Consider the following 25,911-nt stretch of genomic DNA (forward strand, 5'->3'; position numbering starts at 1 on the left):
CGGGACCGGTTAGCGCCCGTGTTCGGAAATCGTGTGGTCTTCGTGCGGTTCAGCGGGCGCGCCGTCGAGCGCGTCGTTGGGTAACGTCGCGCCGGACAGGTGTTCCGCGGAGGCGATCTCGGCGATGGCGGCACGCAACGTGTCGAGACCCTGACCGGTGCGTGCGCTCAAAAAGACGCGCGAAATATTACCATACTCGTCCCGCTCGACCGCGTCGCCGCGGGCCGCCAGCTCGGGCACGGCGTCGATCTTGTTGAACACCAGCACCTGCCGGATCGTGTCCGCGCCGATCTCGTGCAGCACGCCGTTGACCTGCTCGATCTGCTCGAGCCGCACCGCGCTCGATGCGTCGACCACGTGCAGCAGCAGATCGGCGTGGATCGTTTCTTCCAGCGTCGCGCGGAACGCGGCGACGAGCTGGTGAGGCAGCTCGCGGATGAAGCCGACCGTGTCGGACACGACGATCTGACCGACTTCGTCGCCGAGGTAGACGCGCCGCGACGTCGTGTCGAGCGTCGCGAACAGCTGATCGGCCGCGTAGGCCTGCGCTTTCGTCAGCGCATTGAACAGCGTCGACTTGCCGGCGTTCGTATAGCCGACGAGCGACACCGACATCGTGCCGCTGCGCGCACGCTGGCGCCGCTGCGTGCTGTGCTGACGGCGCAGCTTGTCGAGCCGCGACTTCAGCATCTTGATGCGCTCGCCGATCAGCCGGCGGTCGGTTTCCAGCTGCGTCTCGCCGGGGCCGCGCAGGCCGATACCGCCCTTTTGGCGCTCGAGGTGGGTCCACGCGCGGATCAGCCGCGTCGACAGATATTGCAGCTGCGCGAGCTCGACCTGCAGCTTGCCTTCGTGGCTGCGCGCGCGTTGCGCGAAGATGTCGAGGATCAGGCTCGTGCGATCGACGACGCGCCGGTTGAGCGCGCGCTCGAGGTTGCGCTGCTGAGCCGGCGCGAGTGCGTGATTGAAGATGACGATGTCGACGTCGTGCGCTTCGCACGCGAGCCGCAATTCGTCTGCTTTGCCGCTGCCGATGAACATCGCGGCATCGGGACTGGACCGGCGGCCCGTGAGAGTGACGGCGGGATGCGCCCCGGCGCTGGAGGCGAGAAGACTGAGTTCTTCGAGACTGGCTTCGAAATCGGTCTTGCCGAAATCGATGCCGACGAGCGCTGCGTTGATCAAATTGTCAGGTGTCAAGATAAGGCGGCTGGCATCGGTCGCTCGCGGCGACCGGATGCCGGCCGCTGCAATGGGTTAGGACGAGGCTTCCGCGTCCGGGTGGAAGTTCACCGGGCGCGCCGGCACGACCGTCGAGATGGCGTGCTTGTAGACCATCTGGGTCACCGTATTACGGAGCAACACGACGTACTGGTCGAACGATTCGATGTTCCCTTGGAGCTTGATGCCGTTGACGAGATAGATCGAAACGGGCACGTGCTCCTTGCGCAGTGCGTTCAAAAACGGGTCTTGTAACAATTGCCCTTTGTTGCTCATGGCGTACTCCATCTTTTTTTGCAGGTTGATCTGGATTGGCGACGAAGAAAAAGAGATCCGGCGCCAATCGCTACACTATAGCTGATTTTGCCTGCCGCGCCCGGCGTCGGCCATGCGGCCGATCCGTTGCCGGAAGCGGGTATCAGGCGTGCTTCAGCCCTTGTCCGCGTACGGGTTGGTCGACGAACGGAACTCTATGCGCAATGGAGTGCCGGTCAGGGAGAAAGTTTCGCGGAAACGGTTCTCCAGGTAACGCTTGTACGTTTCCGTCACGGCGTCGAGCGCGTTGCCGTGGATCACGATGATCGGCGGATTCTGGCCGCCCTGGTGCGCGTAGCGCAGCTTCGGTCGCACGGGGCCGCGGCGGCGCGGCTGCTGGAATTCTACGGCCTCGATCAGCGCGCGCGTGAGCTTCGGCGTCGGCAGCTTCGCCATGGCGGCCGCATACGCATCGTCGACCGAGCGCATCAGCGCGCCGATGCCCGTTTTCTTCGCGGCCGAAATGAAGTGCGACTTCGCGAAATCGAGGAATTTCAGCTTGCGGGTCAAATCCGCTTTCGCGCGCTCGCGCGCGTGCTCGTCGAGCCCGTCCCATTTGTTCACACCGATCACGAGCGCGCGGCCCTGCTCGACGACGAAGCCCGCGATATGCGCGTCCTGGTCGGAAATGTCCTGCTGCGCATCCAGCAGAAGAATGACGACGTTCGCGTCGGAGATCGATTGCAGCGTCTTCACGACCGAGAACTTCTCGATCGCCTCGAACACCTTGCCGCGGCGACGCAGGCCGGCCGTATCGATCAGCGTGTATTTCTTGCCGTTGCGCTCGAAGTCGACGTAGATCGAGTCGCGCGTCGTGCCCGGCATGTCGAACGCGATCACGCGGTCCTCGCCGATCAGCGCGTTCACGAGCGTCGACTTGCCGACGTTCGGCCGGCCGACGATCGCGATCTTGATGCCGCGCGACGGATCGTTGTCGTCCTCTTCTTCCGGCTGGTCGGCGTACGCGACTTCCAGCGCCTCGTTGATCATGTCGGTCACGCCGTCGCCGTGCGCGGCCGAGATCGCGCGCGGATCGCCGAGCCCGAGTTCGTAGAAATCGGTCGCGACCGCCGTGTACTTCATCCCCTCGGCCTTGTTGACGACGAGGAAAATCGGCCGGCCCGTCTTGCGCAGATAGTCGGCGATCGACTTGTCCTGCGGCGCGAGGCCGTTGCGGCCGTCGACGATGAACACGACGACGTCGGCTTCCTCGACGGCCTGCCGCGTCTGACGCGCCATCTCGTGCAGGATCCCGTCCTTCGCGACGGGCTCGAAGCCGCCCGTGTCGACGACGAGATACGGCCGCGCACCCACGCGCCCTTCGCCGTAATGGCGATCGCGCGTGAGGCCCGGCAAGTCGGCCACCAGCGCATCGCGCGAGCGCGTGAGCCGGTTGAACAGCGTGGATTTCCCCACATTGGGGCGCCCAACGAGGGCAATGACCGGTTTCATCTGTGTTGTCTACGGTGAAGCGCAGCAGCGGGAGGCCCGCTGCTGCGGGCGGCTGCGCTGAATGAAAATATCACGAATTCGCGCCGCGCCGGATGCGCGCGCCGGGCGCGCACTGCGCGCCGTCCGTCTTTCGTTTCGAACTGCCTTTCAAATACCGAGCGGCCGGGAACACCGGCCGCCTTCATGTCGTACGCCGCTGCGCGCGGGCGTGCCCGCGCGGCGCGTACCTGCTGCGCGTCAGCGCGGACGGAAGCCGTACAGGCCGCCGTCCTTCGTCTGCACGACGAGCGTGTTGCCGGCCAGCACCGGCGCAGCCGTGATCGCGCTGCCGTCGGTCTTCATCCGCGCGATGAAGCTGCCGTCCTCGCGCGACAGGAAGTGCACGTAGCCCTGGTAGTCGCCAATCACGACCGCATGGCCGAGCAGATAGGGCACGCCGACGTCGCGGCTCTTCAGCTTGTCGTTATGCCACAGCGGATTGCCGGTCGCCGCGTCGTACGCCGTGACGATCGACCAGTCGTCGCCGCCGGTAACGACCGAGTCGTCCTGCGCGAGGCCGCTGCGGCTCGAGAACGGCTTTTCCCAGAGCGGTCGCCCCGAGTTCGCGTCGAAGCAGCCGAGCTGACCCTGGAACGTCACGGCGCAGGTTTCGGCGCCGACGAGCGTCGGCGGGCCGCTGACGTCGTTGATCCGCTCGACTTCGGTCACGCCCTTCGGGAACGACACCGGCGTCTGCCAGAACGGCTCGCCGGTCTGCAGGTTGATCGCGACGAGACCGCCGCCCGGGAAGCCCGCGAGCACGGCCGCGTCGCCCGCGAACGTCATCCCGGCCGACACGCGCAGATTGAGCGGCACCGCGCGGTTGCGGTAGTTCCACTTCTGCTCGCCCGTCTGCGCGTTGAACGCGATCACCTGGCCGTCGATCGTGCGCACGATCACGAGACCGTTGCCGACGAGCGGCGGCGAAATGATCTCGCCCTGCACCGCGGTCTTCCACAATTGCTTGCCGTCCGGGCCGAGCACGAACACGCCGCCCTTCAGCGCGCCGACCGCGGTCAGGTTGCCGTCGCTGCCGACGCCCGCCGACAGATCCGAGCCAAGCTTCGTGCGCCAGACCGTCTGGCCCGTCTTCGCGTCGATCTTCTCGACCGAGCCGTTCTCGCCCGCCGCGAACACGGCGTCGCCGACGGCCACCGGCGAGAACAGATAGCGTCCGCCCTTGCCGACGCTCGCCTTCCAGACCTGTTGCACGTCCATCACGGGCTTGAACTCGGTGAGCGGCGTCGGCACGCGGCGCGCGTCCTTCGACGACGAGCAGGCCGCCAATGTCATGACGGCCGCCGCGCAGGCAACGGGCACAGCGTAACGTTTCAGCAAATTCATCGGTTAGCGAAGCAGAGTTAAGAGGTTGAGGGGACCGCGATTCAGCCGCCGAGCGCGTCCAGCTTGAACTGCACGAGCTGGCGTGCCGACTGGTCGTCCTTCGACAGGCTGTCGAGCGCGAGCTTGTAGGCGGTGCGCGCGTCGTCGGTCTTGCCTTGCGCGGCGAGCAGATCGCCGCGGCGATCGGCCACGAGGCCCTTGAATGCGTCCATCGGCGTGCCCGACAGCAGCGCGAGCCCTGCGTCGTACGCCTTTTCGTCGAGCAGCAGCGACGCAAGGCGCAGCTTCGCGATCTGCTTGTACTCGTCGTCCTTCGCGTGATCGGCCGCCCACTGCAGCTGCGCCTTCGCGCCGGCCGTATCGCCCGCCGCGTACAGCACCTTCGCGGCCGACAGCGCCGTCATCTGTGCATACGCGGTGCGGCCGTACTTGTCTTCCATGTCGGCAGCCGCGCGTGCGATCGTCGCCTTGTCGTTCGCGGCGGCGGCCTTCTGGACCTGCTCGTACAGCCCCGACGCTTCGGCGGCCTGGCGGCGCTGCCAGTACTTCCAGCCGTTGAAACCGGCCGCGACGACGAGCGCCGCGAGGACGATCCACGTGGTGAGATTGCCCCAGCGGGCCCACCACGCTTTCAGACTTTCAATCGATTCTTGTTCGTCGTGATAACTCATCGGCGAGCGATTCCTTCCTGTTCAGGCCTTTTCTTGTCGAGCGAACGCCAGCGCGATCAGTCGTCGCCGTCTTCGGCGGATGCAACCATCGCATTGATTAGGAATTCGGTCAAGCTTTCGACCGGTACGGTCTGCTGAGCGTTCTTTTCCCCGTCGCCGCCCGTGCCGCGCAGCGCTTTCACGCCCACCGTGCCGTTCGCGACTTCTTCTTCGCCGAAGATCACCGCGAATGCGGCGCCGCTCGCATCGGCGCGCTTCATCTGCGACTTGAAACTTGCCGGCGCGCCATCGGCGCTGCAGTGGAAGATCACGTCGAGGCCCGTATCGCGCAGACGCTCGGCCGCGATGAAGGCCTGCTCGCGCGCCGCGTCGCCCTGGTGCACGACGTACACGTCGACGCCTTCCTGTTCCGGCGCAAGGTTCTCTTCCTTCAGCAGCTCGAGAATGCGCTCGATGCCCATCGCCCAGCCGCACGCAGCCGTCGGCTTGCCGCCGAGCTGCTCGATCAGCGGATCGTAACGGCCGCCGGCCGCGACGGTGCCCTGCGCGCCGAGCTTGTCGGTCACCCACTCGAACACGGTCAGGTTGTAGTAGTCGAGGCCGCGCACGAGCCGCGGATTGATCTTGAACGGAATGTTGTTCGCGAGCAGCAGGCGCTGCAGCCCCTCGAAGTGCGCACGCGACGTGTCGCCGAGGAAGTCGATCAGCTTCGGCGCGTTCTGCGCGATTTCCTGCAGCGCCGGATTCTTCGTGTCGAGCACGCGCAGCGGGTTCGTATACAGACGACGCTTCGCATCTTCGTCGAGCGCGTCGACGTGCTGCTCGAGATACTTGATCAGTTCGACGCGATGCGCCGCACGCTCTTCGGCGAGGCCGAGCGAGTTGATCTCGAGCTTGATGCCGGTCAGCCCGAGGTCGTCCCACAGACGCTGACACATCATGATGATCTCGGCATCGGCATCGGGACCCGCGAAGCCGAGCGCCTCGACGCCGACCTGATGGAACTGCCGATAGCGGCCGCGCTGCGGACGCTCGTGACGGAACATCGGCCCGATGTACCAGAGGCGCTTCGGGCCGTCGTACAGCATGTTGTGCTCGATCGCCGCGCGCACGACGGCCGCGGTGTTCTCCGGACGCATCGTCAGGTGCTCGCCGTTCAGCGCGTCGGTGAAGCTGTACATCTCCTTCTCGACGATGTCGGTGACCTCACCGATGCCGCGCGTGAAGAGCTGCGTATGCTCGACGATCGGCGTGCGGATGTTCTGATAGCCGTACGCGCGCAACAGCGATTTCACGGTGGACTCGAAGAACTCCCACAGGCCGGCATCCTGCGGCAGGATGTCGTTCATGCCCTTGACGCCCGTGAGCTTCTCGATCTTGCGTTTCTGTTCAGTCATCTGTGTGTGGACGAATTAGTTCGTGGCCGCCGCGCGGCCGTAATTGCGTGCGACATAGTCGCTGACGATCTGCTGGAATTCCTCGGCGATCCGCTCGCCGCGCAGCGTCTTGACCTTCTCGCCGTCGATGAAGACGGGCGCGGCCGGGTTCTCGCCCGAGCCCGGCAGGCTGATGCCGATGTTCGCGTGCTTCGACTCGCCCGGGCCGTTGACGATACAGCCCATCACCGCGACGTTCATCTTCTCGACGCCCGGATATTCCTTGCGCCACACCGGCATCTGCTCGCGCAGATACGTCTGGATCTGCATCGCCAGTTCCTGGAACAGCGTGCTCGTCGTGCGGCCGCAGCCCGGGCACGCGATCACCATCGGCGCGAACGAGCGCAGGCCCATCGTCTGCAGGATTTCCTGGCCGACCACCACTTCGCCCGTGCGCGGCGCGCCCGGTTCCGGCGTCAGCGAAATGCGGATCGTGTCGCCGATCCCTTCCTGCAGCAGCACGCCGAGCGCCGCCGTCGACGCGACGATGCCCTTCGAGCCCATGCCGGCCTCGGTGAGGCCGAGGTGCAGCGCGAAGCCGCAGCGGCGCGCGAGCTCGCGGTACACCGCGATCAGATCCTGCACGCCGCTGACCTTGCACGACAGCACGATGCGGTCGCGCCCGAGGCCCAGTTCGACCGCACGCTCGGCCGAGCCGATCGCCGACTGGATCAGCGCCTCGTACATCACGCTCTGCGCGTCCCACGGCTGCGCGCGCGCGGCATTCTCGTCCATCATCCGCGCGAGCAGATCCTGATCGAGGCTGCCCCAGTTCACGCCGATCCGCACCGGCTTGTCGTACTTGATCGCCGCTTCGATCATCTGCGCGAACTGCGTGTCGCGCTTCGCGCCCTGACCGACGTTGCCCGGATTGATCCGGTACTTCGAGAGCGCTTCCGCGCAGCCCGGGTAGTCGCGCAGCAGCAGATGGCCGTTGTAATGGAAATCGCCGACGAGCGGCACCGTCACGCCCATCCGGTCGAGCTGCTCGCGGATCGCCGGCACGGCGGCCGCGGCCTCCGGCGTGTTGACGGTGATGCGCACCAGCTCGGAGCCCGCGTTCGCGAGTTCCTTGATCTGGATCGCGGTGCCGATCGCGTCGGCCGTGTCGGTGTTCGTCATCGACTGCACGCGCACCGGCGCGTCGCCGCCAATCGTCACGAGCTGCCCGCCCCAACGGACATCGACCGCATGCGATACGCGACGCGGCGCCGGCCCGCCGAATACCGGTTCGGTTGAACAAATCTGACTGCTGCGTGGGGATTGAGCTTCGGATTGCATCGATAGATCCATTTACGCGGAATGCGCCGCGAGGCGGCGCACGAATTGAAAAAGCGCCGTGCAGCCACGGCTGCCGACGCGGCGGCAGCCTCTGGCCACGGCGCTTGGCATCAGGGCAACGTGAACCGCGCCACGTTACCCCGCGCTGCCGAATATTTTGCCGGATCGACGGGTTTTCCGTCGAACGCGATCGCGTCGAGGCCCGCCTTGTTGCCGATCGTCACGCGGAACGGGCCGTCGCCGGCGACCTGCTTCGCCTCGCCGGCATGCACGAGGCCCGAGAACAGCTCCTTGCCGCGGTTGTCGCGCACGCTGAACCAGCTGTCCTGCTTCACCTTCAGTTCGATCGTCGACTGGCCGGGCGCCACCGCCACGCTCGCCGCTTCGGCCGATGCGGCCGCGCCGGCGACCGCGACCGGCTGCGATGCCGCCGCGGTTGCGACCGGTGTGGCCGGTGCCGGCGCTGCCGATGCGGCGGCCGGCACGGCGGCAACGGGCGCCGCGTTCGATGCGCCGCCCGCCGACGCTTCCTCGACCGGCGAGGCCGTCGCCGCCGCTGCGGCCGAGGCGTGCTGCTGCGCGTCGTTACCCTTCAGGCGCGCGAGCCAGCCCGACGAATCGCCGCCAGTGTGCCACATGAGCACCGCGATCACCGCCACCACGACGAGCGCCGTTCCCCATAGCCACGGATGGTGACGCGACGAGTGTCCGAGCGGAATCGACACGCGGCCGCGCGGCAGATCGGCGCCCGACGACGCGGGCATCGACAGATCGACCTCCGGCACACCGCGCTCGCGACGCAGCGCCTGTGCAAACGGTTCCGGATCGACGCCGAGCATCTTCGCGTAGCTGCGCACGACGCCCAGTGCGAACGTCACGCCGGGCAGATGGCTGATATCACCGGCCTCCAGCGCCCGCAGCTTCGGCGGCGCGACCTTGAGCCGCGCCGATACGTCCTCGACCGTCCACCCCTTCGCCTCCCGAAGCTGCGCCAGCCGGCTGCCGACCGCGACCAGCGATTCCAGTCCCGCCGGTGCCGGCTGTGCGGCATTCGTCTCTGCGCCGTTTGACGGCTGCGGCTCACTCATCCTTGTCCTCGCGTCGATTCTTCTTCACTGGCGGGCGCGCCGGCTCCACCGGCCGCCCCCGCAACTGTTCATGCCATGCGCGGCGCCGTGCGCCGCGACGATCGCTATTCGCGTGTTGTACCGCCACGGGTTCGGGCATCCCCGGCCGGGTCACCCCGTCAAACCGCCCGAACCTCGATGATTTTTCCTGCGCCCGTTCGTTCCGCCAGGCGCGTGCGGTCCTTCACTGCACCGGCGAGCTGACCGCATGCGGCGTCGATGTCGTCGCCGCGCGTCTTGCGCACGGTCGTCACGACGCCCGCGTCGATCAGGATCTGCGCGAAACGCTTGATCTGCTCCGGCTTCGAGCGGATGAGGCCCGACTCCGGGAACGGGTTGAACGGGATCAGATTGAACTTGCACGGCACGTCGCGCGTGACGGCCAGCAGTTCGCGCGCATGCGCTTCGGTGTCGTTGACACCGTCGAGCATGCAATATTCGAAAGTAATGAAGTCGCGCGGCGCGACCTTCAGATAACGCTTGCACGCAGCCATCAGCTCGCGCAGCGGATGCTTCTTGTTCAGCGGCACGAGTTCGTCGCGCAGCGCATCGTTCGGCGCATGCAGCGACACCGCGAGCGCGACCGGCAGTTCGGCGCCGAGACGGTCCATCATCGGCACCACGCCCGAAGTCGACAGCGTGACGCGACGGCGCGACAGCCCGTACGCGTTGTCGTCGAGCATCAGCCGCATCGCGGGAACGACCGCGTTGTAATTAAGGAGCGGCTCGCCCATGCCCATCATCACGACGTTCGTGACGACGCGCTCGGCCTTGCCGTTCGGCCCCGGCGCGCGCCCGAGCGACGCACGCAGCGCAAATTCGGCCATGCGCAGCTGGCCGATGATCTCGGCCGTCGACAGGTTGCGCGAAAACCCCTGCTTGCCCGTCGAACAGAAGCGGCAGTTGACCGCGCACCCGGCCTGCGACGACACGCAGAGCGTGCCGCGCGTTTCCTCGGGGATGAACACGGTTTCGACCGCGTTGCCGTTGCCGACGTCGACGAGCCACTTGCGCGTGCCGTCGGCGGAAACGTGATCGCTGACGATGTCGGGCATCGTGATCGACGCGCGCCCCTTCAGCTTTTCCCTGAGGGACTTCGCGAGATCGGTCATGCCGTCGAAATCGCCGGCGTTGTACTGGTGGATCCAGCGCTGCAACTGCTTGGCGCGGAACGGCTTCTCGCCAAGGCTGCCGCAGTACGCGACAAGACCCTCGGCGTCGAAGTCGAGAAGATTGACGGAAGTTTCGCTCGTCATGATGTGCTGCCTTGCCGCGTGCGCTGAATCCTGCCTACTTGCCAAAAGCCAGGGCTTAGCGCGAGTAAACGTTCATTTCCGGGAAGAAGAACGCGATTTCGACCGCTGCCGTTTCCGGTGCGTCCGAGCCGTGCACGGCGTTCGCGTCGATGCTGTCCGCGAAGTCGGCGCGGATCGTGCCCTTTTCCGCCTTCTTCGGATCGGTCGCGCCCATCAGGTCGCGGTTCTTCAGGATCGCGCCTTCGCCTTCCAGAACCTGGATCATCACCGGGCCCGAGATCATGAAGTCGACGAGGTCCTTGAAGAACGGACGCGCCGCGTGAACCGCATAGAACTTCTCAGCGTCTGCACGCGACAGATGCGCCATGCGCGCTGCGACGATCTTCAGGCCGGCGCCTTCGAAACGGCTGTAGATCTGGCCGATCACGTTCTTTGCCACCGCATCCGGCTTGATGATCGACAGGGTGCGCTCGATTGCCATAAAAACTCCAAGAAATTAAGAAGTTACAGGTTCAAATGAATCCGCTATTGTAGCACGATCCCGTGTATCATTGCGATTGAACCCTTACACGATCGAAAGGTTCCAAAACGATGTGTTCTGCGCGGCGCAGCCATTGAAACCTCGCGGCGCGGAACGTATCTTAGCCATAGCTGTTCCGGTTTGCTGCGCCGCACACCGCGTGTGCCGAACCGGCCCCGAACGCCCTGCGTTCAATGTTAGGAGAAACCATGAACGACTATCCGTACAATTTCGGCCGAGGCGGCTCCGTCACCACCGCCGAGGTTCGCAACCGCGTGCTGCGGAACACGTACTGGCTGCTCGCGCTGTCGATGGTGCCGACGGTGCTCGGTGCGTGGGTCGGCGTCGCGACGGGCTTCTCGCTGTTCGCGGCCACGAGCCCGATGATGAGCCTGTTGGCGTTCTTCGCGATCGCGTTCGGCTTCATGTTCGCGATCGAGCGCACCAAGAACAGCGCGGCCGGCGTGTTCGTGCTGCTCGGCTTCACGTTCTTCATGGGCCTGATGCTGTCGCGGCTGCTGAGCTTCATCCTCGGCTTCTCGAACGGGCCGTCGCTGATCATGCTCGCGTTCGGCGGCACCGGCATCATCTTCGCCGCGATGGCGACGATCGCCACCGTCAGCAAGCGCGATTTCTCGGGCCTCGGCAAGTGGCTGTTCATGGGCGTGATCGTGATCCTGCTCGCCTCGGTCGCGAATATCTTCCTGCAGCTGCCGGCGCTGATGCTGACCGTCTCCGTGCTCGCGATCGCGATCTTTTCCGCGTACATGTTGTTCGACGTCCAGCGCGTCGTGAACGGCGGCGAAACGAACTACATCACCGCCACGCTCGCGATCTATCTCGACCTCTACAACGTGTTCACGAACCTGCTCGCGCTGCTGGGCATCTTCGGCGGCAACCGCAACTGACGTTCGCGGCATCCGATGAAAAACCGGCCCGTCATGGGCCGGTTTTTTTACGTCCGCTGCCGCCTGCGTCGCTCAGTCGCGCTCGAACAGCGCGATCGATTCGACGTGCGACGTATTCGGGAACATGTTGACGACGCCGGCGCCCTTGAGCCGATAGCCGGCTTCATGCACGAGCAGGCCTGCGTCGCGCGCGAGCGTCGACGGATTGCACGACACGTAGACGATCCGCTTCGGCAGCGGGCCCTCGCCGCTCTGCGCGATGTCGGCCAGCGCCTTCGACACGGCGAGCGCGCCTTCGCGCGGCGGATCGATCAGGAACTTGTCGAAGGCGCCGAGCGCGCGGATGTCGTCGGCCGTCACCTCGAACAGGTTGCGGCACGCGAACGTCGTATGACCGTCGACGCCGTTCTCGCGTGCGTTGGCGAGCGCGCGCGTGGTCAGCGTCTCGCTGCCCTCGATGCCCACCACCTCGCGCGCGAGCCGCGCGAGCGGCAGCGTGAAGTTGCCGATCCCGCAGAACAGATCGAGCACGCGATCGTCGCGGGCCGGCGCGAGCAGACGCAGCGCGCGGCCGACCAGCACGCGGTTGATCTGATGGTTCACCTGCGTGAAATCGGTCGGCTTGAACGGCATCCGGATGCCGAATTCCGGCAGCGTGTAGTCGAGCGACACGTCGAGCGGATAGAACGGCGTGACCGTGTCCGGCCCCTTCGGCTGCAGCCAGAACTGCACCTTGTGTTCGTCCGCAAACGCGCGCAGCAGCGCTTCGTCGTTCGCGTCGATCGGCTCGAGCACGCGCAGCACGAGCGCCGTCACCTGCGAGCCGACCGCGAGCTCGATCTGCGGCATCCGGTCGCGAATCGACAGCCCCTCGACGAGCCGGCGCAGCGGCACAAGCATCGCCGATACGTGCGGCGGCAGCACCTCGCAGCTCGTCATGTCGGCCACGTAGCTGCTCTTCTTCTCGTGGAAGCCGACCAGCACGCCGCCCTTCTTCGCGACATGGCGCACGGTCAGGCGCGCGCGATAGCGATAGCCCCACGACGGGCCGTGGATCGGCGCGAAGATCGACTCCGCGCGCAGCTTCGCGAGATGCCAGAGATTGTCCTCGAGCACGCGCTGCTTGATCGCGACCTGCGCGCGCATGTCGAGATGCTGCATCGAACAGCCGCCGCAGGTGCCGAAGAACGCGCACTTCGGCTGCGTACGCATCACGCTCGGTCGCAGGATGTCGACGACCGTCGCCTGCTCGTAGCTGGGCTTGCGGCGGTAGCTGGAATAGGTCACGCGCTCGCCGGGCAGCGCGCCCTCGACGAAGATGACCTTGCCCGGCTCGCCGTCCTCGGTCGTCGCACGGCCGACACCGCGCGCTTCCATGTCGAGCGACTCGATCTCGAGAACCGGGGCGCTCCCGGGCGCGGCGGGCACGCTTTTCAATTTGCGCGCAGAAGTGGGGACGGCTTCAGACACCAGCTTTTCCTGACAAACGTTGAAGAAGGCGAGATTGTAGACGAAGCTAGCAGCAGAAAGCGGCATCCGCCGCGGGGAGATTCCATCATGCGCGTGATCGACTGGAACATCCAATGGGGTCGGGACGCCGACGGCGTCGTCGACCTGCGCCGCACGATCGCCGTGGCGCGCCAACTCGCCGACTTCGATGTCCTCTGTGTACAGGAAATCACGCGCGGCTTCGACGCCCTGCCCGGCCGCCCGGGCGTCGATCAGTTTGCGGAACTGGCCGCACTGCTGCCCGGCTATACGGTCGTCGATGCAATCGGCGCCGATCTACCGCCCGCGCAACCGGGCGCACCGCGCCGCCAGTTCGGCAACGCGATCGCGACGCGGCTGCCGGTCGGCCGCGTGCTGCGCCAGCTGCTGCCGTGGCAGGCCGATGCCGACGCGCCGTCGATGCCGCGCGTCGCGCTCGATGTCGAACTGCTGACGGCGTCCGGCCCGCTGCGCGTCGTGACGACGCATCTCGAGTTCTATTCGGAGCGGCAGCGCCTCGCGCAGGTCGACGCAATACGCGCGCGGCATCGCGAAGCATGCGCGCATGCGGACCGGCCGGCGCCGGCGGAAAACGACACGGGCCCGTTCGTCGCGACGGCGCAGTCGCGCGATGCGATCCTCTGCGGCGACTTCAACAGCGCGTTCGACAGCGCCGCATACCGGCGCATGCTCGAACCGATCGACGGCGCGCCGGCCTTCGTCGACGCATGGATTGCGCAGCATCCCGGCCGCACGCCGCCGCCGACGGCCGGCGTCTACGACACCGCCCAATGGTCGGACGGCCCGCTCGCGTGCGACTTCGCGTTCGTCACCGACACGCTGTTGCCGCGCCTCGCACGCTGCGAGATCGATGGCGCCGTGCGCGCATCGGATCACCAGCCGATCGTGCTGGAACTGCTCGACTGATCGGGGCCGGCATGCGTTACGCGTCGAAGGCGGCCAGATACTCGGCCCAGTGCGGCGCCGACTCCTGGGCGAGCGCGTTCTTCACGAGCAGGATCTCGTCGTCGTACTCGCTCGGCGTGAGGCCGCCGCGCATCAGCTGGAAGCGGCAGTACAACAGATACGTATTGACGACGTCCGTTTCGCAATAGCTGCGGATCTCGTCGATGCGCCCTTCCTGGAAGGCCGTCCAGACCTGGCTGCCGTCCATGCCGAGCTTGCCGGGAAAGCCGCACAGTTTCGCGAGCGCGTCGAGCGGCGCGTTCGCGCGCGCCTGATACATCGCGAGCAGATCCATCAGATCCGTATGCCGCGAGTGATAGCGCGAGATGTAGTTGTTCCATTTGAAGTCGCGGTCGTCCTCGCCGAGATCCCAGTAGCGGGTCGCGGCGATGCCGTGCACGAGCGCGCGGTAATGCAGCACCGGCAGATCGAAGCCGCCGCCGTTCCACGACACGAGCTGCGGCGTGTACTTCTCGATCACGCGGTAAAACGACTGGATCAGCGTCGCTTCGCTGTCCTGCGGCGTGCCGAGCGAGCGCACGCGAAAACCGTTGTTGTCGCGAAACACGCACGAGATCGCAGCGACGCGCTGCAGGTGATGCGGCAGGAAATCGCTGCCGGTCTTCTCGCGGCGCGCGGCGAACGCATGTTCGGCCACCGCGGCATCGTCGAGCGTGGCGGGCAAATCTTCGAGACGGCGAATGCCGTCGACATCGGGAATCGTCTCGATGTCAAAAACGAGAATCGGTGTCATCAGTTACAGAACGGCGTCCTTGCGCACGCCGTTGGACGCGAAGAACCGCTTGAGGCGCACCAGCGCTTCCTGCTGAATCTGCCGCACACGCTCGCGCGTCAGCCCCATTTCGTCAGCGAGCTCCTCGAGCGTCGCCGGTTCGATATGGTTCAGCCCGAAGCGCCGCTCGATGACGTGCCGATGCTTGTCGGACAAACGCGACAGCCACGCGCGCGTGAGCGTCTCGAGCTCGCGGTGCTGCACTTCGGCGTCGGGCGACTGGCTCTGGTCGTCCGGCAGCAGGTCGAGCAGGCTGCTCGCGGGATCGAGGTCGAGCGGTGCGTCGAGCGACGCGGTGTGCTCGTTCAGCGCGAGGATGTCGGTGACTTCCTCGGCGGTCTTGCCGGTGAGATAGGCGATGTCGTCGATGCTGGCTTCGCGGCGCTCGGCCGCTTCGCCCGTCGACATCGAGTTTTTTTCGAGGTGACGCTTCGCGCGCAGCACCTGGTTCAGTTCGCGGATCACGTGCACGGGCAGGCGCACGGTGCGCGCCTGGTTCATGATCGCGCGTTCGATGCTCTGGCGGATCCACCAGGTCGCATAGGTCGAGAAACGGAAGCCGCGCGTGGGATCGAACTTCTCGATCGCATGCATGAGCCCGAGATTGCCTTCCTCGATCAGATCGAGCAGCGGCACGCCGCGGTTCAGATAGCCCTTCGCGATGCTGACGACGAGACGCAGATTGCGCTCGATCATCACCTGCCGCGCCTCGAATTCGCCGGCCTTGGCCAGACGCGAATAGCGCTGCTCCTCCTCGACGGTGAGCAGCGGCTTCACGCTGATGCGATTCAGATAGTGCTGGATCGTGTCGGCCGTGAGCTCGGCCTGCAGCAGTGCGCGGAAATCGTCGACGTCGGGCGCCGCGTCCGGGCGGTCTTCGCGCTCGTCGCCGCCTTCGGAATCGGCGTCGCGCGCTTCGAAGTCCCGCTCGTTGTCCGCGACGTCGTCGTCTTCGTCCGTCGAAGCGCCAGCGCGATCCACCGATGCTTGCGTGGCACGACTGATCTTCTCAGACTCGGCTTGCGGCTCGTGGCGCTTCGATTTCGGCATGGTCGTCCCGTTATTGAGGCGGCAGATACTTCATCGGATCGACAGGCTTACCCTGTCGGCGAACCTCGAAATGCAGCATCACGCGGTCGGCATCGCTGTTACCCATCTCGGCGATTTTCTGCCCCTTCGTCACCGCGTCCCCCTCTTTTACCATCAAAGCGCGATTGTGTGCATACGCGGTGAGGTAAGTCGCGTCGTGCTTGATGATAATGAGGTTGCCGTAGCCGCGCAGCCCGTTGCCCGCGTAGACGACGCGGCCGTCCGCCGCCGCCTTCACGGCCTCGCCGGCCGTGCCGCCGATGTTGACACCCTTGTTCTTCGTGTCGTCGAAACCGTTCAGCACGGGGCCGCGCACCGGCCAGGCGAACGCGATCGGGCCGCTCGGCGCGGCCGTCGTGTCGCTCGCGGCGGGCGGCGGCGTAACGGCCGACGGCGCACTCGCCGACGGCGTCGCCGGGCCGCTGCTCAGCGGGGCCGTCGCGACCGCGCCGCCCGCGAGCGGTGCCGTGGCCGGCGCGCCGGCCACCGCGGCGCCGCCCGGCGGCACGACGCGCAGCAGCTGATCGACTTCGATCTGATTCGGGTTCGACAGATTGTTCCACGCGGCGATGTCGCGATAGTTCTGTCCGTTCTCGAGTGCGATCCGGTACAGCGTGTCGCCCGGCTTCACGCGGTAGAAACCGGGCGGCGGCGGGCCGAGCGGCACCGCGGGCTGCGCGGCGGCCGTCGTGCCGAACGAACCGGAGCGGTCGACGACGGGCGCGTTGTCGAGCCGCGTCGCACAGGCGGCCAGTAACGTGGAGAACGCGGCCACGCAGATCGCGCGCTGGGCGAGCGTAAGCGGTTCCCTGGAACGGTTGTTTTGCATCGCGCGCAACATACTCATCGGTTTCAAATCACTCCGGATTTTAAAGGGACAAAGAAAACGCGATCAAGCCGAGACTCCCGCCACTGCGCGTGCGCGACGCGCTCGACGAGCGTGAGGACCTGCGGCTGCCCGCTCTGCGCACCGACCGGCGCGATGAGGCGCCCGCCGATCGCGAGCTGCTCGAGCAGCGCCTGCGGCACGTCGAGCCCCGCGGCTGCGATCACGATCGCATCGAACGGGGCGGCGGACGGCAGGCCGACACGCCCGTCGCCGTAGTGCAGACGGATGTTCGGCACGCGCAGCGGCCTCAGGTTCAGCTTCGCGCGCTCGTACAGCGGCTTGATGCGTTCAATCGAATACACGTCGCGCGCCACGTGGCTCAGCACCGCGGCCTGATAGCCGCAGCCGGTGCCGATTTCGAGGACGCGCTCGAGGGAGCGGCCGGCCATCGCGAGCTCGATCATGCGCGCGACGACCGACGGCTTCGAAATGGTCTGCTGGTGGCCGATCGGCAGTGCGGAATCCTCGTAGGCCTGCGTCGCGAGGCCGGGATCCACGAACAGGTGGCGCGGCACCGCCGCCATCGCCGCCAGCACGCGCGCGTCGGCGACGCCGTTCGCACGCAGCCGTTCGACCATGCGCTCGCGCACGCGTTCCGAGGTGAGCGCGAACGCGCCGGCCGGCGCCGCGCTCGGTGCGATCGGCCGCGGTGCGGCAGGCTTCGGCAGCGTCGGCTTCGGTGCGGTGGCCTTCGGCGCCGTCGCGGGCTTCGCGGCGGCGAGGCCGGCCGGCACGCCGCGCGCCGCGCCGGGCTTCGGCACGGCGACCGGACCGTCGGCGGACTTCGACGCGGCGAGCGCATGGCGTTCGCCGGGCCGCCCGTCAGATTTGCGTGGCGCTCGCTTGAGATCTTCGAGCGCGAGCGGGAACCGCTTCGCGCGCTCGCCGCTCATGAAGCCCGCCCTCCGGCGCGCGCCCATTCGCGCGTCGCAGGCAGCATCTGCGTGTGCGTGAGATCGAGCTGCAGCGGCGTGATCGAGACGAAACCGTTCGCGACCGCGTGGAAATCGGTACCTTCGCTCGCGTCCATCGCGTCGCCCGCCGCGCCGATCCAGTAGATCGGCTCGCCGCGCGGATCGGTCTGACGGATCACCGGCTGCGACGGATGACGCTTGCCGAGGCGCGTCACCTTCCAGCCCTTCAGTTCGTCGTACGGCAGGTTCGGGATGTTGACGTTCAGCAGCGGATGGCCCGGCAGCGGATGCGCGAGGTAGTGCGCGACGATCTCGGCCGCGACGCGCGCGGCGTCCGCGAGATGGGCCCAGCCCTTGTCGGCCAGCGAAAACGCGATCGCCGGCACGCCGAACATGATGCCTTCGGTGGCGGCGGCGACCGTGCCCGAGTAGAGCGTGTCTTCGCCCATGTTCTGGCCGTTGTTGATGCCCGACACGACGAGGTCGGGCCGCGCATCGATCATCCCCGTCAGCGCGACGTGCACCGAGTCGGTCGGCGTGCCGTTCACGTAGAAGAAACCCGTACTCGCCGCGCGCTGCACGGACAGCGGCCGCGACAGCGTCAGCGAGTTCGATGCGCCGCTGCAGTTCTGCTCGGGCGCGATCACCGTGAGTTCGGCCAGCGGTTGCAGCGCGTCGTTGAGCGCGGCAAGACCCGGGGCGAGATAGCCGTCGTCGTTGCTGAGTAGGATTCGCATCCGGCGATTGTAACCGAGGAAAGATGGCGCGCGAGCGACAGTCCGACGGCAGCCGGACACATGCGCGCACGGTGCGCCGCCGCATCGCGCGGCGGCGTTTGCGCTCAGATCGCGCCGGCGTCGCGCAGCGCCGCGATGGCCTGCGCGTCGTAGCCGAGGCCGCGCAGCACCTCGTCCGTATGCTCGCCGAGCGCCGGCCCGAGCCAGCGCGTTTCGCCCGGCGTGTCGGACAGCTTCGGCGTCACGTTCGGCAGCGGGATGTCGGTACCGTCGGCGAGCTTGAAGTGCTGGATCATCTGGCGTGCGGCGAACTGCGGATCGGTGAACATGTCGGCGACGCTGTAGATGCGCCCGGCCGGCACGTCGGCCGCGTGCAACACCTCGAGCGCCTCGTCGATCGTGCGCGGCGCGAGCCATGCGGCGATCGCGTCGTCGATTTCCTGCGTGCGCGGCACGCGCCCGTCGTTCTGCGCGAGCGCCGGATCGTCCGCGAGATCGTCGCGCTCGATCGCCTTCATCAGCCGCTTGAAGATCGGATCGCTGTTGCCGCCGATCACGATGCTGCCGTCGCGGCACGCGTAGGTGTTCGACGGCACGATGCCCGGCAGCGACGCGCCGGTGCGCTCGCGCACCATCCCGTACACGCCGTACTCCGGCACGACGCTTTCCATCATGTTGAACACCGCTTCATATAGCGCGACGTCGACGACCTGCCCCGCGCCGCCGTTCACCTTGCGATGATGCAGCGCCATCAGCGCGCCGATCACGCCGTGCAGCGCGGCAATCGAATCGCCGATCGAGATGCCGATGCGCGGCGGCGGCAGGTCGGGATAGCCGGTGATGTGGCGCAGGCCGCCCATCGATTCGGCGATCGCGCCGAAGCCCGGGCGGTCGCGATACGGGCCCGTCTGCCCGTAGCCGGACAGGCGCACCATCACGAGGCCTGGATTCTCGGCCGACAACACGTCGTAGCCGAGGCCGAGCTTTTCGAGCAGGCCCGGACGGAAGTTCTCGATCACGATGTCGGCTTCGCGCGCGAGCTGGCGCGCGATCGTCTTGCCGGCGTCCGATTTCAGGTTCAGCGTGACCGATTTCTTGTTGCGCGCCTGCACGGCCCACCACAGCGACGTGCCGCCCTGCTCCGGATGGAGCTTGCGCCACTTGCGCAGCGGATCGCCGCCTTTCGGGTCTTCGATCTTGATCACTTCGGCGCCGAACTCGGCGAATAGCCGCGACGCGAACGGCCCGGCGATCAGCGTTCCGAATTCGAGCACTTTGACGCCCGCGAGCGGGCCCTGGCTGGCGCTCATGTGTCTCCCTGACATGAGGAACGGCGCCGCCGGCGGGCGGCGCCGGAAATTACATCGTGCGGCGGTCGAGCATCGCGCGGGCGATCGTGCCCGCGTCGACGTATTCGAGCTCGCCGCCGACCGGCACGCCGCGCGCGAGGCGCGTGACCGCGAGCCCGCGCGCCTTCAGCGTCTGGCCGAGGTAATGCGCGGTGGCTTCGCCTTCGTTCGTGAAGTTGGTCGCGAGCACGACTTCCTTGACGATGCCGTCGGATGCGCGGCGCACGAGCCGGTCGAAGTGGATTTCCTTCGGGCCGATGCCGTCGAGCGGACTGAGCCGCCCCATCAGCACGAAGTACAGGCCGCGATAGGTCATCGTCTGCTCGAGCATGATTTGATCGGCAGGCGTTTCGACGACGCACAGCAGCGTCGGGTCGCGTTCCTCGTCGCTGCAGACCTCGCAGATCTGCGCTTCGGTGAACGTGTTGCATTTATCGCAGTGCCGCAGATGCTCGGTCGCGAACAGCAGCGACCGGCCGAGCCGCTCCGCGCCCTCCCGATCGTGCTGCATCAGGTGGTACGCCATGCGCTGCGCGGACTTCGGCCCGACGCCGGGCAGCGCGCGCAGCGCTTCGACGAGCGCGGACAGGGCGGACGGTTGTTTCATACGGCGGCAGACGTCGAGACGAACGCGGCGTTCAGAACGGCAGCTTGAAGCCCGGCGGCAGCGGCAGGCCCGACGTCATCCCGCTCATCTTTTCCTGCGACGTCGCCTCGGCCTTGCGCACCGCGTCGTTGAACGCGGCCGCGACGAGATCCTCGAGCATGTCCTTGTCGTCCGCGAGCAGGCTCGGGTCGATCGACACGCGGCGCACTTCGTTGCGGCACGTCATCGTCACCTTGACGAGGCCGGCGCCCGACTGCCCTTCGACTTCGATCTGCGCAAGCTGCTCCTGCATCTTCTTCATGTTTTCCTGCATTTGCTGCGCTTGCTTCATCAGTCCGGCGAGGTTGCCTTTCAACATGGGAATACTCCTTCTCGATCGTGTGAAAACCGGCACGCGGCGCGTGCCGGCCAATGTGCTGGGGCGTGATTGTGCCTGTCGCGGCGCGATCCGTTCAATGCAGCGTCGGCGCGCCGCCGTCCGGCGCCGAATCGGCGAGCGGACGCACGGAGCCTTCGACGATGCGTGCGCCGAAATCGCGCACGAGTTGCTGGACGAACGGATCGGCGTGAATCTCCTGTTCGGCCTCGCGCTGACGCGCCGCGCGTGCGGCCGCGTCGAGCGCCGCCGCGGTGCGGCGCGCGGGGCCGACCTCGACCGCCACCTCGACCGGCTTGCCGAGGGCATCGGCAAGCGCCGCCTTCAGCTTCGCGACCTGCGCGGCGTCCGCGTATTGCGGGACGGGCACCGACAGCTTCAGCGACGTCGCGTCGACGGCCGTCAGCTCGCTGTTGAACGCGAGCTGATACGCGACGCCCTTCAGCGGCAATCGTGCCGCGAGCGTCGGCCATTCGCCGTCGAAGCCGATCGCGTCGAGCGCGATCGCGGGCGGCAACGGACGCGTATCGACCGGCGCCGACGGCCGGCTGTCGGCGGGCGAAGGCGCGACGCGCACGTCGTCCGGACCGCTGTCGAACACGGGCACGAAGCCGTCGTCCGGCGGGCCGCCGAACATTTCGTCCGCGCTGAGCGGCACGTAGTCGTCCGGCGGAATGTCTTCCCACGGCGGCGGCGCATGGCGCGTGTCGGCACTCGGCTGCGCGGCGCGCGCGGTCGCGCGCGGCGTCGGCACCTGTACGGCCGGACGCGCCGGCGCAGGCTTCGCGGCGGCGGGCTCGGCCGCGGGCTTGGCTGCGGCGCCCGCGCGAGAACGATCGGACGACACGCGCATCCCGGCATTGCGCAACACGTCGAGCGCGGCGGCTGCGCCACCCGAACGAGCGGCCGGGCGCGCGGCCGACCCTGCGGATGCGGCGCGCGGCGCCGGTTCAGCCGGCGATGCAGGTTCGTCATTGCGCGGCGCGACCGCCGATGCTTCGGGCTCGCGCGCTTGCTGCGCGGCGACGCGCGGTTCCGGCGCGCTGTTGCGCGGCGCGGCGGCCGACACGTCGGCTTCGGTGCTGCGCTGTGCGTCGGCAGACGGTGCCGGTTCGGCACGAACGGCCGCCGGCGCGTCGGCCGCTGCGATCGACGCTTCCGATCGAGCGCTCGCGTCGGGTTGCGGCGTCGCGCCGGCGTCCGCTACCTTCGCGACGGGCGAAACCGGCGTGGCTTGCGGCGCAGGCGCGGCTTGCGTGGACGGCCGCGTGGCGGCGTCGCCGGTCGGTGCCGGCGCAACCGCTGCCGGGCGCGCAGCAGGCGCAGCCGGAGCAGCCGCTTGCGGGCGGGCAGCCGACACCGGCTTCGCCGCAGGCGCTGCCGCCGCAGCAGCTGCACGCGGCGCCGGTACGGCGCGCGGCACGGACTGCTGACCGCCCGGCGCGCTGCCGGCACCGACGGCCGGCTCGAACGCGAGCATGCGCAGCAGCGTCATCGTGAAACCCGCGTATTCGTCGGGTGCGAGGCCGAGTTCCGCGCGGCCGACCGTCGCGATCTGATAGAACAGCTGTACCTGTTCGGGGCTCAGCAACTCGGCGAAGCGACGCAGATCGGCCGCTTCCGGCCATTCGTCGAGCACCGCGCCCGGCGCGAACTGCGCCCAGGCGATCCGGTGCAGCAGGCTCGCGAGATCCTGCAGCGCGGTCGAGAATGACAGGCTGCGCAGCGACATTTCGTCGGCGATCGCGAGAATCTCGGGGCCGCTGCCGGCCGCGAGCGCATCGAGCAGCCGCACCATGTAAGTCTGGTCGAGCGCGCCGAGCATGCCCGACACGGCCGCTTCGGTCACTTCGTTGGCCGAATAGGCGATCGCCTGGTCGGTCAGCGACAGCGCGTCGCGCATGCTGCCCTGCGCCGCACGCGCGAGCAGACGCAGCGCCTGCGGCTCGAACGCGATGCGCTCTTCGCCGAGAATGCGCTCGAGATGCGACACGATGTGCCCGGCCGGCATCTGCTTCAGGTTGAACTGCAGGCAGCGCGACAGCACCGTGACGGGAATCTTCTGCGGATCGGTGGTCGCGAGGATGAACTTCACATGCGGCGGCGGCTCCTCGAGCGTCTTCAGCATCGCGTTGAACGCGTGGTTCGTCAGCATGTGCACTTCGTCGATCATATAGACCTTGAAGCGCGCATCGACCGGCGCGTACACCGCGCGCTCGAGCAGCGCGGCCATTTCGTCGACGCCGCGATTGCTCGCGGCATCCATTTCGACGTAGTCGACGAAGCGGCCTTCGTCGATCTCGCGGCACGCACGGCAGACGCCGCACGGCTGCGACGTCACGCCGGTTTCACAGTTGAGCGCCTTCGCGAAGATGCGCGACAGCGTCGTCTTGCCGACGCCGCGGGTGCCGGTGAACAGATACGCGTGATGAAGACGCCCGCCGTCGAGCGCGTGCGTGAGCGCCCTGACGACGTGCTCCTGGCCGACGAGCGAAGCGAAATCCTTCGGACGCCACTTGCGTGCGAGAACTTGATAGGTCATCGGGAAATTGTATCAGCAACGCTGCCCCGCGCCGACACGCGAAACGCCGCGCGCTGCGGCAATCGCGGCGCATGACGGCGCTTGACGACGCACGCGTCGCGACGGGCGAAATGCTCGGGACGAGCGTCGACCAGATGCACGGCCGCGCCTGCACCTGACAGCATCGAAACAGCGAAAACCGGGGAAACGAAAATCGATTGCAGAAACAAAAAACGCCCGACGAATGGGGCGAGGAGAAAGGTGACGAGCCCGACCCTCGGCACTGGCGGAAAACGGCTGTGGCTGCTTCGTTCCCGACCTGACCAAGTTCACCGGCCCACCATGCGAGGAGGCCCGTCACGGCGTATTCTATCACCGCTGCGCGCCGAATGCGACCGTTTATTCGGCTGCGCCGTAAATCGGCGGATAAATGGCGCGCCGGTCGTGCCGCGGCGGTGCGCTCTTGTATTTTGCGTGCACGCCTCCACCTGCCGATTGCAGCGGCCGAACGGCGCGTCGTACCCCTACTTGCAAAGCGGCTACTATCGCCGCCCGCAACGGATAGCAATTTAGGCTAATATGACGCCCGAACGACCCGCGAGCCGCGGTATGCAGCGCTTACGCCCTTCTTTCCCGGAGAGCGGAGCTACCTGCCGCAGCGGCCGGCTGCTTCGGCGGCCGGTGCGCCGCAACGCGCGAAGCAGGCAGTCCCCGAACCGAAAGAGGTATTGACCCAATGAGCGAACAGATCAAACACATCAGCGACGCATCGTTCGAACAGGACGTCGTCAAATCCGACAAGCCCGTCCTCGTCGACTTCTGGGCCGAATGGTGCGGTCCGTGCAAGATGATCGCCCCGATCCTCGACGAAGTCGCGAAGGACTACGGCGACAAGCTGCAGATCGCGAAGATCAACGTCGACGACAACCAGGCGACGCCCGCGAAGTTCGGCGTGCGCGGCATCCCGACGCTGATCCTGTTCAAGAACGGCGCGGCTGCCGCGCAGAAGGTCGGCGCGCTGTCGAAGTCGCAGCTCACCGCATTCCTGGACAGCCACCTGTAATACCGGCACGTCCCGCGGACGTGTTGTCAGCCGGCAACACGTCCGCCGCCGCACCGCCGATCGGCCGCTCAAGCGCGAATCGGCGTATGCTAGAATCAAAAAACGTCTACAAGACGCATTTAAGTCTCTGAGCGCTTCCGCTCGCCCTCCTCCCTTTATATCTTTCGTCGCATCTCCTCCCTGGCGGGTTCTCCGTATGCATTTATCCGAGCTCAAGTCTCTGCACGTCTCCGAACTGATCGAAATGGCCAACGGCCTCGAGATCGAAAACGCGAACCGCCTGCGCAAGCAGGAGCTGATGTTCGCCATTCTCAAAAAGCGCGCCAAGACGGGAGAGACGATCTTCGGCGACGGCACGCTCGAAGTGCTGCCGGACGGCTTCGGCTTCCTCCGCTCGCCGGAAATGTCGTACCTCGCGAGCACCGACGACATCTACATCAGCCCGTCGCAGATCCGCCGCTTCAACCTGCACACCGGCGACACGATCGAAGGCGAAGTCCGCACGCCGAAGGACGGCGAGCGCTACTTCGCGCTCGTGAAGGTCGACAAAGTCAACGGGCAGCCGCCCGAGGCCTCGAAACACAAGATCATGTTCGAGAACCTCACGCCGCTGCACCCGAACAAGCCGCTGTCGCTCGAGCGCGAAATGCGCGGCGAGGAAAACGTCACGGGCCGCATCATCGACATGATCGCGCCGATCGGCAAGGGCCAGCGCGGCCTGCTCGTCGCATCGCCGAAGTCGGGCAAGACCGTGATGCTTCAGCACATCGCGCATGCGATCAAGCAGAACCATCCGGACGTGATCCTGTTCGTGCTGCTGATCGACGAGCGCCCCGAAGAAGTGACCGAAATGCAGCGCTCGGTCGCCGGCGAAGTGATTGCGTCGACGTTCGACGAACCGGCCACGCGTCACGTGCAGGTCGCCGAAATGGTGATCGAGAAGGCCAAGCGTCTCGTCGAAATGAAGCATGACGTCGTGATCCTGCTCGACTCGATCACGCGTCTCGCACGCGCCTACAACACCGTGATCCCGGCGTCGGGCAAGGTGCTGACGGGCGGTGTCGACGCGAATGCGCTGCAGCGTCCGAAGCGCTTCTTCGGCGCGGCGCGCAACATCGAGGAAGGCGGCTCGCTGACGATCATCGGCACCGCGCTGATCGAAACCGGCAGCCGCATGGACGACGTGATCTACGAAGAGTTCAAGGGCACCGGCAACATGGAAGTGCACCTCGAGCGCCGTCTCGCGGAAAAGCGCGTCTATCCGTCGATCAACCTGAACAAGTCGGGCACGCGCCGCGAGGAAATGCTGATCAAGCCCGACATCCTTCAGAAGATCTGGGTGCTGCGCAAGTTCATCCACGACATGGACGAAGTCGAGGCGATGGAATTCCTGCTCGACAAGATCCGCCAGACGAAGAGCAACTCCGAGTTCTTCGATCTGATGCGCCGCGGCGGCTAAGCGCCCCGCTGCGCGCCCGACGGCCGCCCGCGCCCTGCGCCGGCGGCCGTTTTTTTGCGCCAACCTGAACGTGAACGTACAGGTTGATCT

General features: G+C 66.8%; 24 protein-coding genes and 1 other RNA gene. 4 read left to right on the forward strand and 21 right to left on the reverse strand.

Annotation, left to right across the window (positions count from 1 at the left end; translation table 11 throughout):
- Positions 1-9: 9 nt before the first annotated feature.
- The 10 genes from hflX to ndk form a co-directional block, all read right to left on the reverse strand.
- Positions 10-1,185 (reverse strand): GTPase HflX, encoded by a 1,176-nt coding sequence (gene hflX / locus ACSHSS_RS10095; RefSeq protein ID WP_006410362.1) that lies wholly within the window; start codon positions 1,183-1,185, stop codon positions 10-12.
- 72 nt (positions 1,186-1,257) lie between these two features.
- Positions 1,258-1,497 (reverse strand): RNA chaperone Hfq, encoded by a 240-nt coding sequence (gene hfq / locus ACSHSS_RS10100; protein ID WP_006399927.1) that lies wholly within the window; start codon positions 1,495-1,497, stop codon positions 1,258-1,260.
- Positions 1,498-1,650: 153 nt separating this feature from the next.
- Positions 1,651-2,988, reverse strand: a complete 1,338-nt coding sequence (gene der, locus ACSHSS_RS10105; RefSeq protein WP_006399916.1) for a ribosome biogenesis GTPase Der — start codon at positions 2,986-2,988, stop codon at positions 1,651-1,653.
- Between the two features lie 237 nt (positions 2,989-3,225).
- On the reverse strand, positions 3,226-4,371 hold the full coding sequence (gene bamB, locus ACSHSS_RS10110) for an outer membrane protein assembly factor BamB (RefSeq protein WP_445544915.1): 1,146 nt from the start codon (positions 4,369-4,371) through the stop codon (positions 3,226-3,228).
- Between the two features lie 41 nt (positions 4,372-4,412).
- Positions 4,413-5,042 carry a tetratricopeptide repeat protein gene (locus tag ACSHSS_RS10115; protein ID WP_217263114.1) on the reverse strand — a complete coding sequence of 210 codons (630 nt, stop codon included), beginning with the start codon at positions 5,040-5,042 and terminating at the stop codon, positions 4,413-4,415.
- A gap of 56 nt (positions 5,043-5,098) precedes the next feature.
- Positions 5,099-6,439, reverse strand: a complete 1,341-nt coding sequence (hisS, locus tag ACSHSS_RS10120) for a histidine--tRNA ligase (protein WP_006399908.1) — start codon at positions 6,437-6,439, stop codon at positions 5,099-5,101.
- Positions 6,440-6,454: 15 nt separating this feature from the next.
- Positions 6,455-7,759, reverse strand: a complete 1,305-nt coding sequence (gene ispG / locus ACSHSS_RS10125) for a flavodoxin-dependent (E)-4-hydroxy-3-methylbut-2-enyl-diphosphate synthase (RefSeq protein WP_006399905.1) — start codon at positions 7,757-7,759, stop codon at positions 6,455-6,457.
- 110 nt (positions 7,760-7,869) lie between these two features.
- Positions 7,870-8,847, reverse strand: a complete 978-nt coding sequence (locus tag ACSHSS_RS10130; RefSeq protein ID WP_445544916.1) for a helix-turn-helix domain-containing protein — start codon at positions 8,845-8,847, stop codon at positions 7,870-7,872.
- Between the two features lie 158 nt (positions 8,848-9,005).
- On the reverse strand, positions 9,006-10,142 hold the full coding sequence (gene rlmN, locus ACSHSS_RS10135; RefSeq protein ID WP_261539688.1) for a 23S rRNA (adenine(2503)-C(2))-methyltransferase RlmN: 1,137 nt from the start codon (positions 10,140-10,142) through the stop codon (positions 9,006-9,008).
- A 55-nt stretch (positions 10,143-10,197) separates the two neighbouring features.
- Positions 10,198-10,623 (reverse strand): nucleoside-diphosphate kinase, encoded by a 426-nt coding sequence (gene ndk, locus ACSHSS_RS10140; RefSeq protein WP_006399902.1) that lies wholly within the window; start codon positions 10,621-10,623, stop codon positions 10,198-10,200.
- 248 nt (positions 10,624-10,871) lie between these two features.
- On the opposite strand from ndk, the gene ACSHSS_RS10145 reads away from it, so the two are divergent.
- Entirely contained in the window at positions 10,872-11,570 is a 699-nt protein-coding gene (locus tag ACSHSS_RS10145; protein WP_006399901.1) for a Bax inhibitor-1/YccA family protein, read from the forward strand.
- 72 nt (positions 11,571-11,642) lie between these two features.
- Here ACSHSS_RS10145 and rlmD read toward each other — a convergent pair whose 3' ends face one another.
- Positions 11,643-13,106, reverse strand: coding sequence for a 23S rRNA (uracil(1939)-C(5))-methyltransferase RlmD (gene rlmD / locus ACSHSS_RS10150; protein WP_059782526.1), 1,464 nt, complete (start codon positions 13,104-13,106; stop codon positions 11,643-11,645).
- Positions 13,107-13,127: 21 nt separating this feature from the next.
- Between rlmD and ACSHSS_RS10155 the strand changes: the two genes are divergently transcribed.
- Positions 13,128-13,985: an endonuclease/exonuclease/phosphatase family protein gene (locus tag ACSHSS_RS10155; protein ID WP_445544917.1), complete on the forward strand. Its 858-nt coding sequence runs from the start codon at positions 13,128-13,130 to the stop codon at positions 13,983-13,985.
- A 16-nt stretch (positions 13,986-14,001) separates the two neighbouring features.
- Here the strand turns inward: ACSHSS_RS10155 and ACSHSS_RS10160 are convergent, their stop codons facing one another.
- The 10 genes from ACSHSS_RS10160 to ffs all read right to left on the reverse strand — a co-directional run bounded on the left by ACSHSS_RS10160 (position 14,002) and on the right by ffs (position 23,658).
- Positions 14,002-14,778: a 3'-5' exonuclease gene (locus ACSHSS_RS10160; RefSeq protein WP_445544918.1), complete on the reverse strand. Its 777-nt coding sequence runs from the start codon at positions 14,776-14,778 to the stop codon at positions 14,002-14,004.
- 3 nt (positions 14,779-14,781) lie between these two features.
- A complete protein-coding gene (gene rpoS, locus ACSHSS_RS10165; protein WP_006399897.1) occupies positions 14,782-15,867 on the reverse strand; it encodes an RNA polymerase sigma factor RpoS in 1,086 nt (361 codons plus the stop codon).
- 10 nt (positions 15,868-15,877) lie between these two features.
- Positions 15,878-16,753 (reverse strand): peptidoglycan DD-metalloendopeptidase family protein, encoded by an 876-nt coding sequence (locus ACSHSS_RS10170; protein ID WP_445544919.1) that lies wholly within the window; start codon positions 16,751-16,753, stop codon positions 15,878-15,880.
- 5 nt (positions 16,754-16,758) lie between these two features.
- Positions 16,759-17,688 carry a protein-L-isoaspartate(D-aspartate) O-methyltransferase gene (locus ACSHSS_RS10175; protein ID WP_012213249.1) on the reverse strand — a complete coding sequence of 310 codons (930 nt, stop codon included), beginning with the start codon at positions 17,686-17,688 and terminating at the stop codon, positions 16,759-16,761.
- Positions 17,685-18,446: a 5'/3'-nucleotidase SurE gene (surE, locus tag ACSHSS_RS10180; RefSeq protein WP_006399894.1), complete on the reverse strand. Its 762-nt coding sequence runs from the start codon at positions 18,444-18,446 to the stop codon at positions 17,685-17,687. The genes ACSHSS_RS10175 and surE overlap by 4 nt, the downstream gene beginning before the upstream one ends.
- A 104-nt stretch (positions 18,447-18,550) precedes the next feature.
- Positions 18,551-19,756 (reverse strand): CaiB/BaiF CoA transferase family protein, encoded by a 1,206-nt coding sequence (locus ACSHSS_RS10185; RefSeq protein ID WP_048806128.1) that lies wholly within the window; start codon positions 19,754-19,756, stop codon positions 18,551-18,553.
- Positions 19,757-19,805: 49 nt separating this feature from the next.
- A complete protein-coding gene (gene recR / locus ACSHSS_RS10190) occupies positions 19,806-20,402 on the reverse strand; it encodes a recombination mediator RecR (RefSeq protein WP_006399892.1) in 597 nt (198 codons plus the stop codon).
- 31 nt (positions 20,403-20,433) lie between these two features.
- Positions 20,434-20,760: a YbaB/EbfC family nucleoid-associated protein gene (locus tag ACSHSS_RS10195; protein WP_006399891.1), complete on the reverse strand. Its 327-nt coding sequence runs from the start codon at positions 20,758-20,760 to the stop codon at positions 20,434-20,436.
- A gap of 94 nt (positions 20,761-20,854) precedes the next feature.
- Positions 20,855-23,320, reverse strand: a complete 2,466-nt coding sequence (locus tag ACSHSS_RS10200; RefSeq protein WP_445544920.1) for a DNA polymerase III subunit gamma/tau — start codon at positions 23,318-23,320, stop codon at positions 20,855-20,857.
- A gap of 239 nt (positions 23,321-23,559) precedes the next feature.
- Positions 23,560-23,658: signal recognition particle sRNA small type (gene ffs, locus ACSHSS_RS10205), an RNA gene on the reverse strand.
- Between the two features lie 377 nt (positions 23,659-24,035).
- On the opposite strand from ffs, the gene trxA reads away from it, so the two are divergent.
- Both trxA and rho read left to right on the forward strand, forming a co-directional pair.
- Positions 24,036-24,362, forward strand: a complete 327-nt coding sequence (trxA, locus tag ACSHSS_RS10210) for a thioredoxin TrxA (RefSeq protein WP_006402348.1) — start codon at positions 24,036-24,038, stop codon at positions 24,360-24,362.
- Positions 24,363-24,558: 196 nt separating this feature from the next.
- Complete coding sequence (gene rho, locus ACSHSS_RS10215) at positions 24,559-25,821, forward strand: transcription termination factor Rho (RefSeq protein ID WP_006402347.1); 1,263 nt, start codon at positions 24,559-24,561, stop codon at positions 25,819-25,821.
- The last annotated feature ends 90 nt before the right edge of the window (positions 25,822-25,911 follow it).

The sequence above is a fragment of the Burkholderia sp. BC1 genome, from assembly GCF_052683555.1.

Bases quoted from the DNA above. Each gene is read 5' to 3' on its own strand.
- hfq (WP_006399927.1), bottom strand. From the start codon at position 1,497: ATGAGCAACAAAGGGCAATTGTTACAAGACCCGTTTTTGAACGCACTG.
- der (WP_006399916.1), bottom strand. From the start codon at position 2,988: ATGAAACCGGTCATTGCCCTCGTTGGGCGCCCCAATGTGGGGAAATCC.
- bamB (WP_445544915.1), bottom strand. From the start codon at position 4,371: ATGAATTTGCTGAAACGTTACGCTGTGCCCGTTGCCTGCGCGGCGGCC.
- ACSHSS_RS10115 (WP_217263114.1), bottom strand. From the start codon at position 5,042: ATGAGTTATCACGACGAACAAGAATCGATTGAAAGTCTGAAAGCGTGG.
- hisS (WP_006399908.1), bottom strand. From the start codon at position 6,439: ATGACTGAACAGAAACGCAAGATCGAGAAGCTCACGGGCGTCAAGGGC.
- ispG (WP_006399905.1), bottom strand. From the start codon at position 7,759: ATGCAATCCGAAGCTCAATCCCCACGCAGCAGTCAGATTTGTTCAACC.
- ACSHSS_RS10130 (WP_445544916.1), bottom strand. From the start codon at position 8,847: ATGAGTGAGCCGCAGCCGTCAAACGGCGCAGAGACGAATGCCGCACAG.
- rlmN (WP_261539688.1), bottom strand. From the start codon at position 10,142: ATGACGAGCGAAACTTCCGTCAATCTTCTCGACTTCGACGCCGAGGGT.
- ndk (WP_006399902.1), bottom strand. From the start codon at position 10,623: ATGGCAATCGAGCGCACCCTGTCGATCATCAAGCCGGATGCGGTGGCA.
- ACSHSS_RS10145 (WP_006399901.1), top strand. From the start codon at position 10,872: ATGAACGACTATCCGTACAATTTCGGCCGAGGCGGCTCCGTCACCACC.
- rlmD (WP_059782526.1), bottom strand. From the start codon at position 13,106: ATGCCGCTTTCTGCTGCTAGCTTCGTCTACAATCTCGCCTTCTTCAAC.
- ACSHSS_RS10155 (WP_445544917.1), top strand. From the start codon at position 13,128: ATGCGCGTGATCGACTGGAACATCCAATGGGGTCGGGACGCCGACGGC.
- ACSHSS_RS10160 (WP_445544918.1), bottom strand. From the start codon at position 14,778: ATGACACCGATTCTCGTTTTTGACATCGAGACGATTCCCGATGTCGAC.
- rpoS (WP_006399897.1), bottom strand. From the start codon at position 15,867: ATGCCGAAATCGAAGCGCCACGAGCCGCAAGCCGAGTCTGAGAAGATC.
- ACSHSS_RS10170 (WP_445544919.1), bottom strand. From the start codon at position 16,753: ATGAGTATGTTGCGCGCGATGCAAAACAACCGTTCCAGGGAACCGCTT.
- ACSHSS_RS10175 (WP_012213249.1), bottom strand. From the start codon at position 17,688: ATGAGCGGCGAGCGCGCGAAGCGGTTCCCGCTCGCGCTCGAAGATCTC.
- surE (WP_006399894.1), bottom strand. From the start codon at position 18,446: ATGCGAATCCTACTCAGCAACGACGACGGCTATCTCGCCCCGGGTCTT.
- ACSHSS_RS10185 (WP_048806128.1), bottom strand. From the start codon at position 19,756: ATGAGCGCCAGCCAGGGCCCGCTCGCGGGCGTCAAAGTGCTCGAATTC.
- recR (WP_006399892.1), bottom strand. From the start codon at position 20,402: ATGAAACAACCGTCCGCCCTGTCCGCGCTCGTCGAAGCGCTGCGCGCG.
- ACSHSS_RS10195 (WP_006399891.1), bottom strand. From the start codon at position 20,760: ATGTTGAAAGGCAACCTCGCCGGACTGATGAAGCAAGCGCAGCAAATG.
- ACSHSS_RS10200 (WP_445544920.1), bottom strand. From the start codon at position 23,320: ATGACCTATCAAGTTCTCGCACGCAAGTGGCGTCCGAAGGATTTCGCT.
- trxA (WP_006402348.1), top strand. From the start codon at position 24,036: ATGAGCGAACAGATCAAACACATCAGCGACGCATCGTTCGAACAGGAC.
- rho (WP_006402347.1), top strand. From the start codon at position 24,559: ATGCATTTATCCGAGCTCAAGTCTCTGCACGTCTCCGAACTGATCGAA.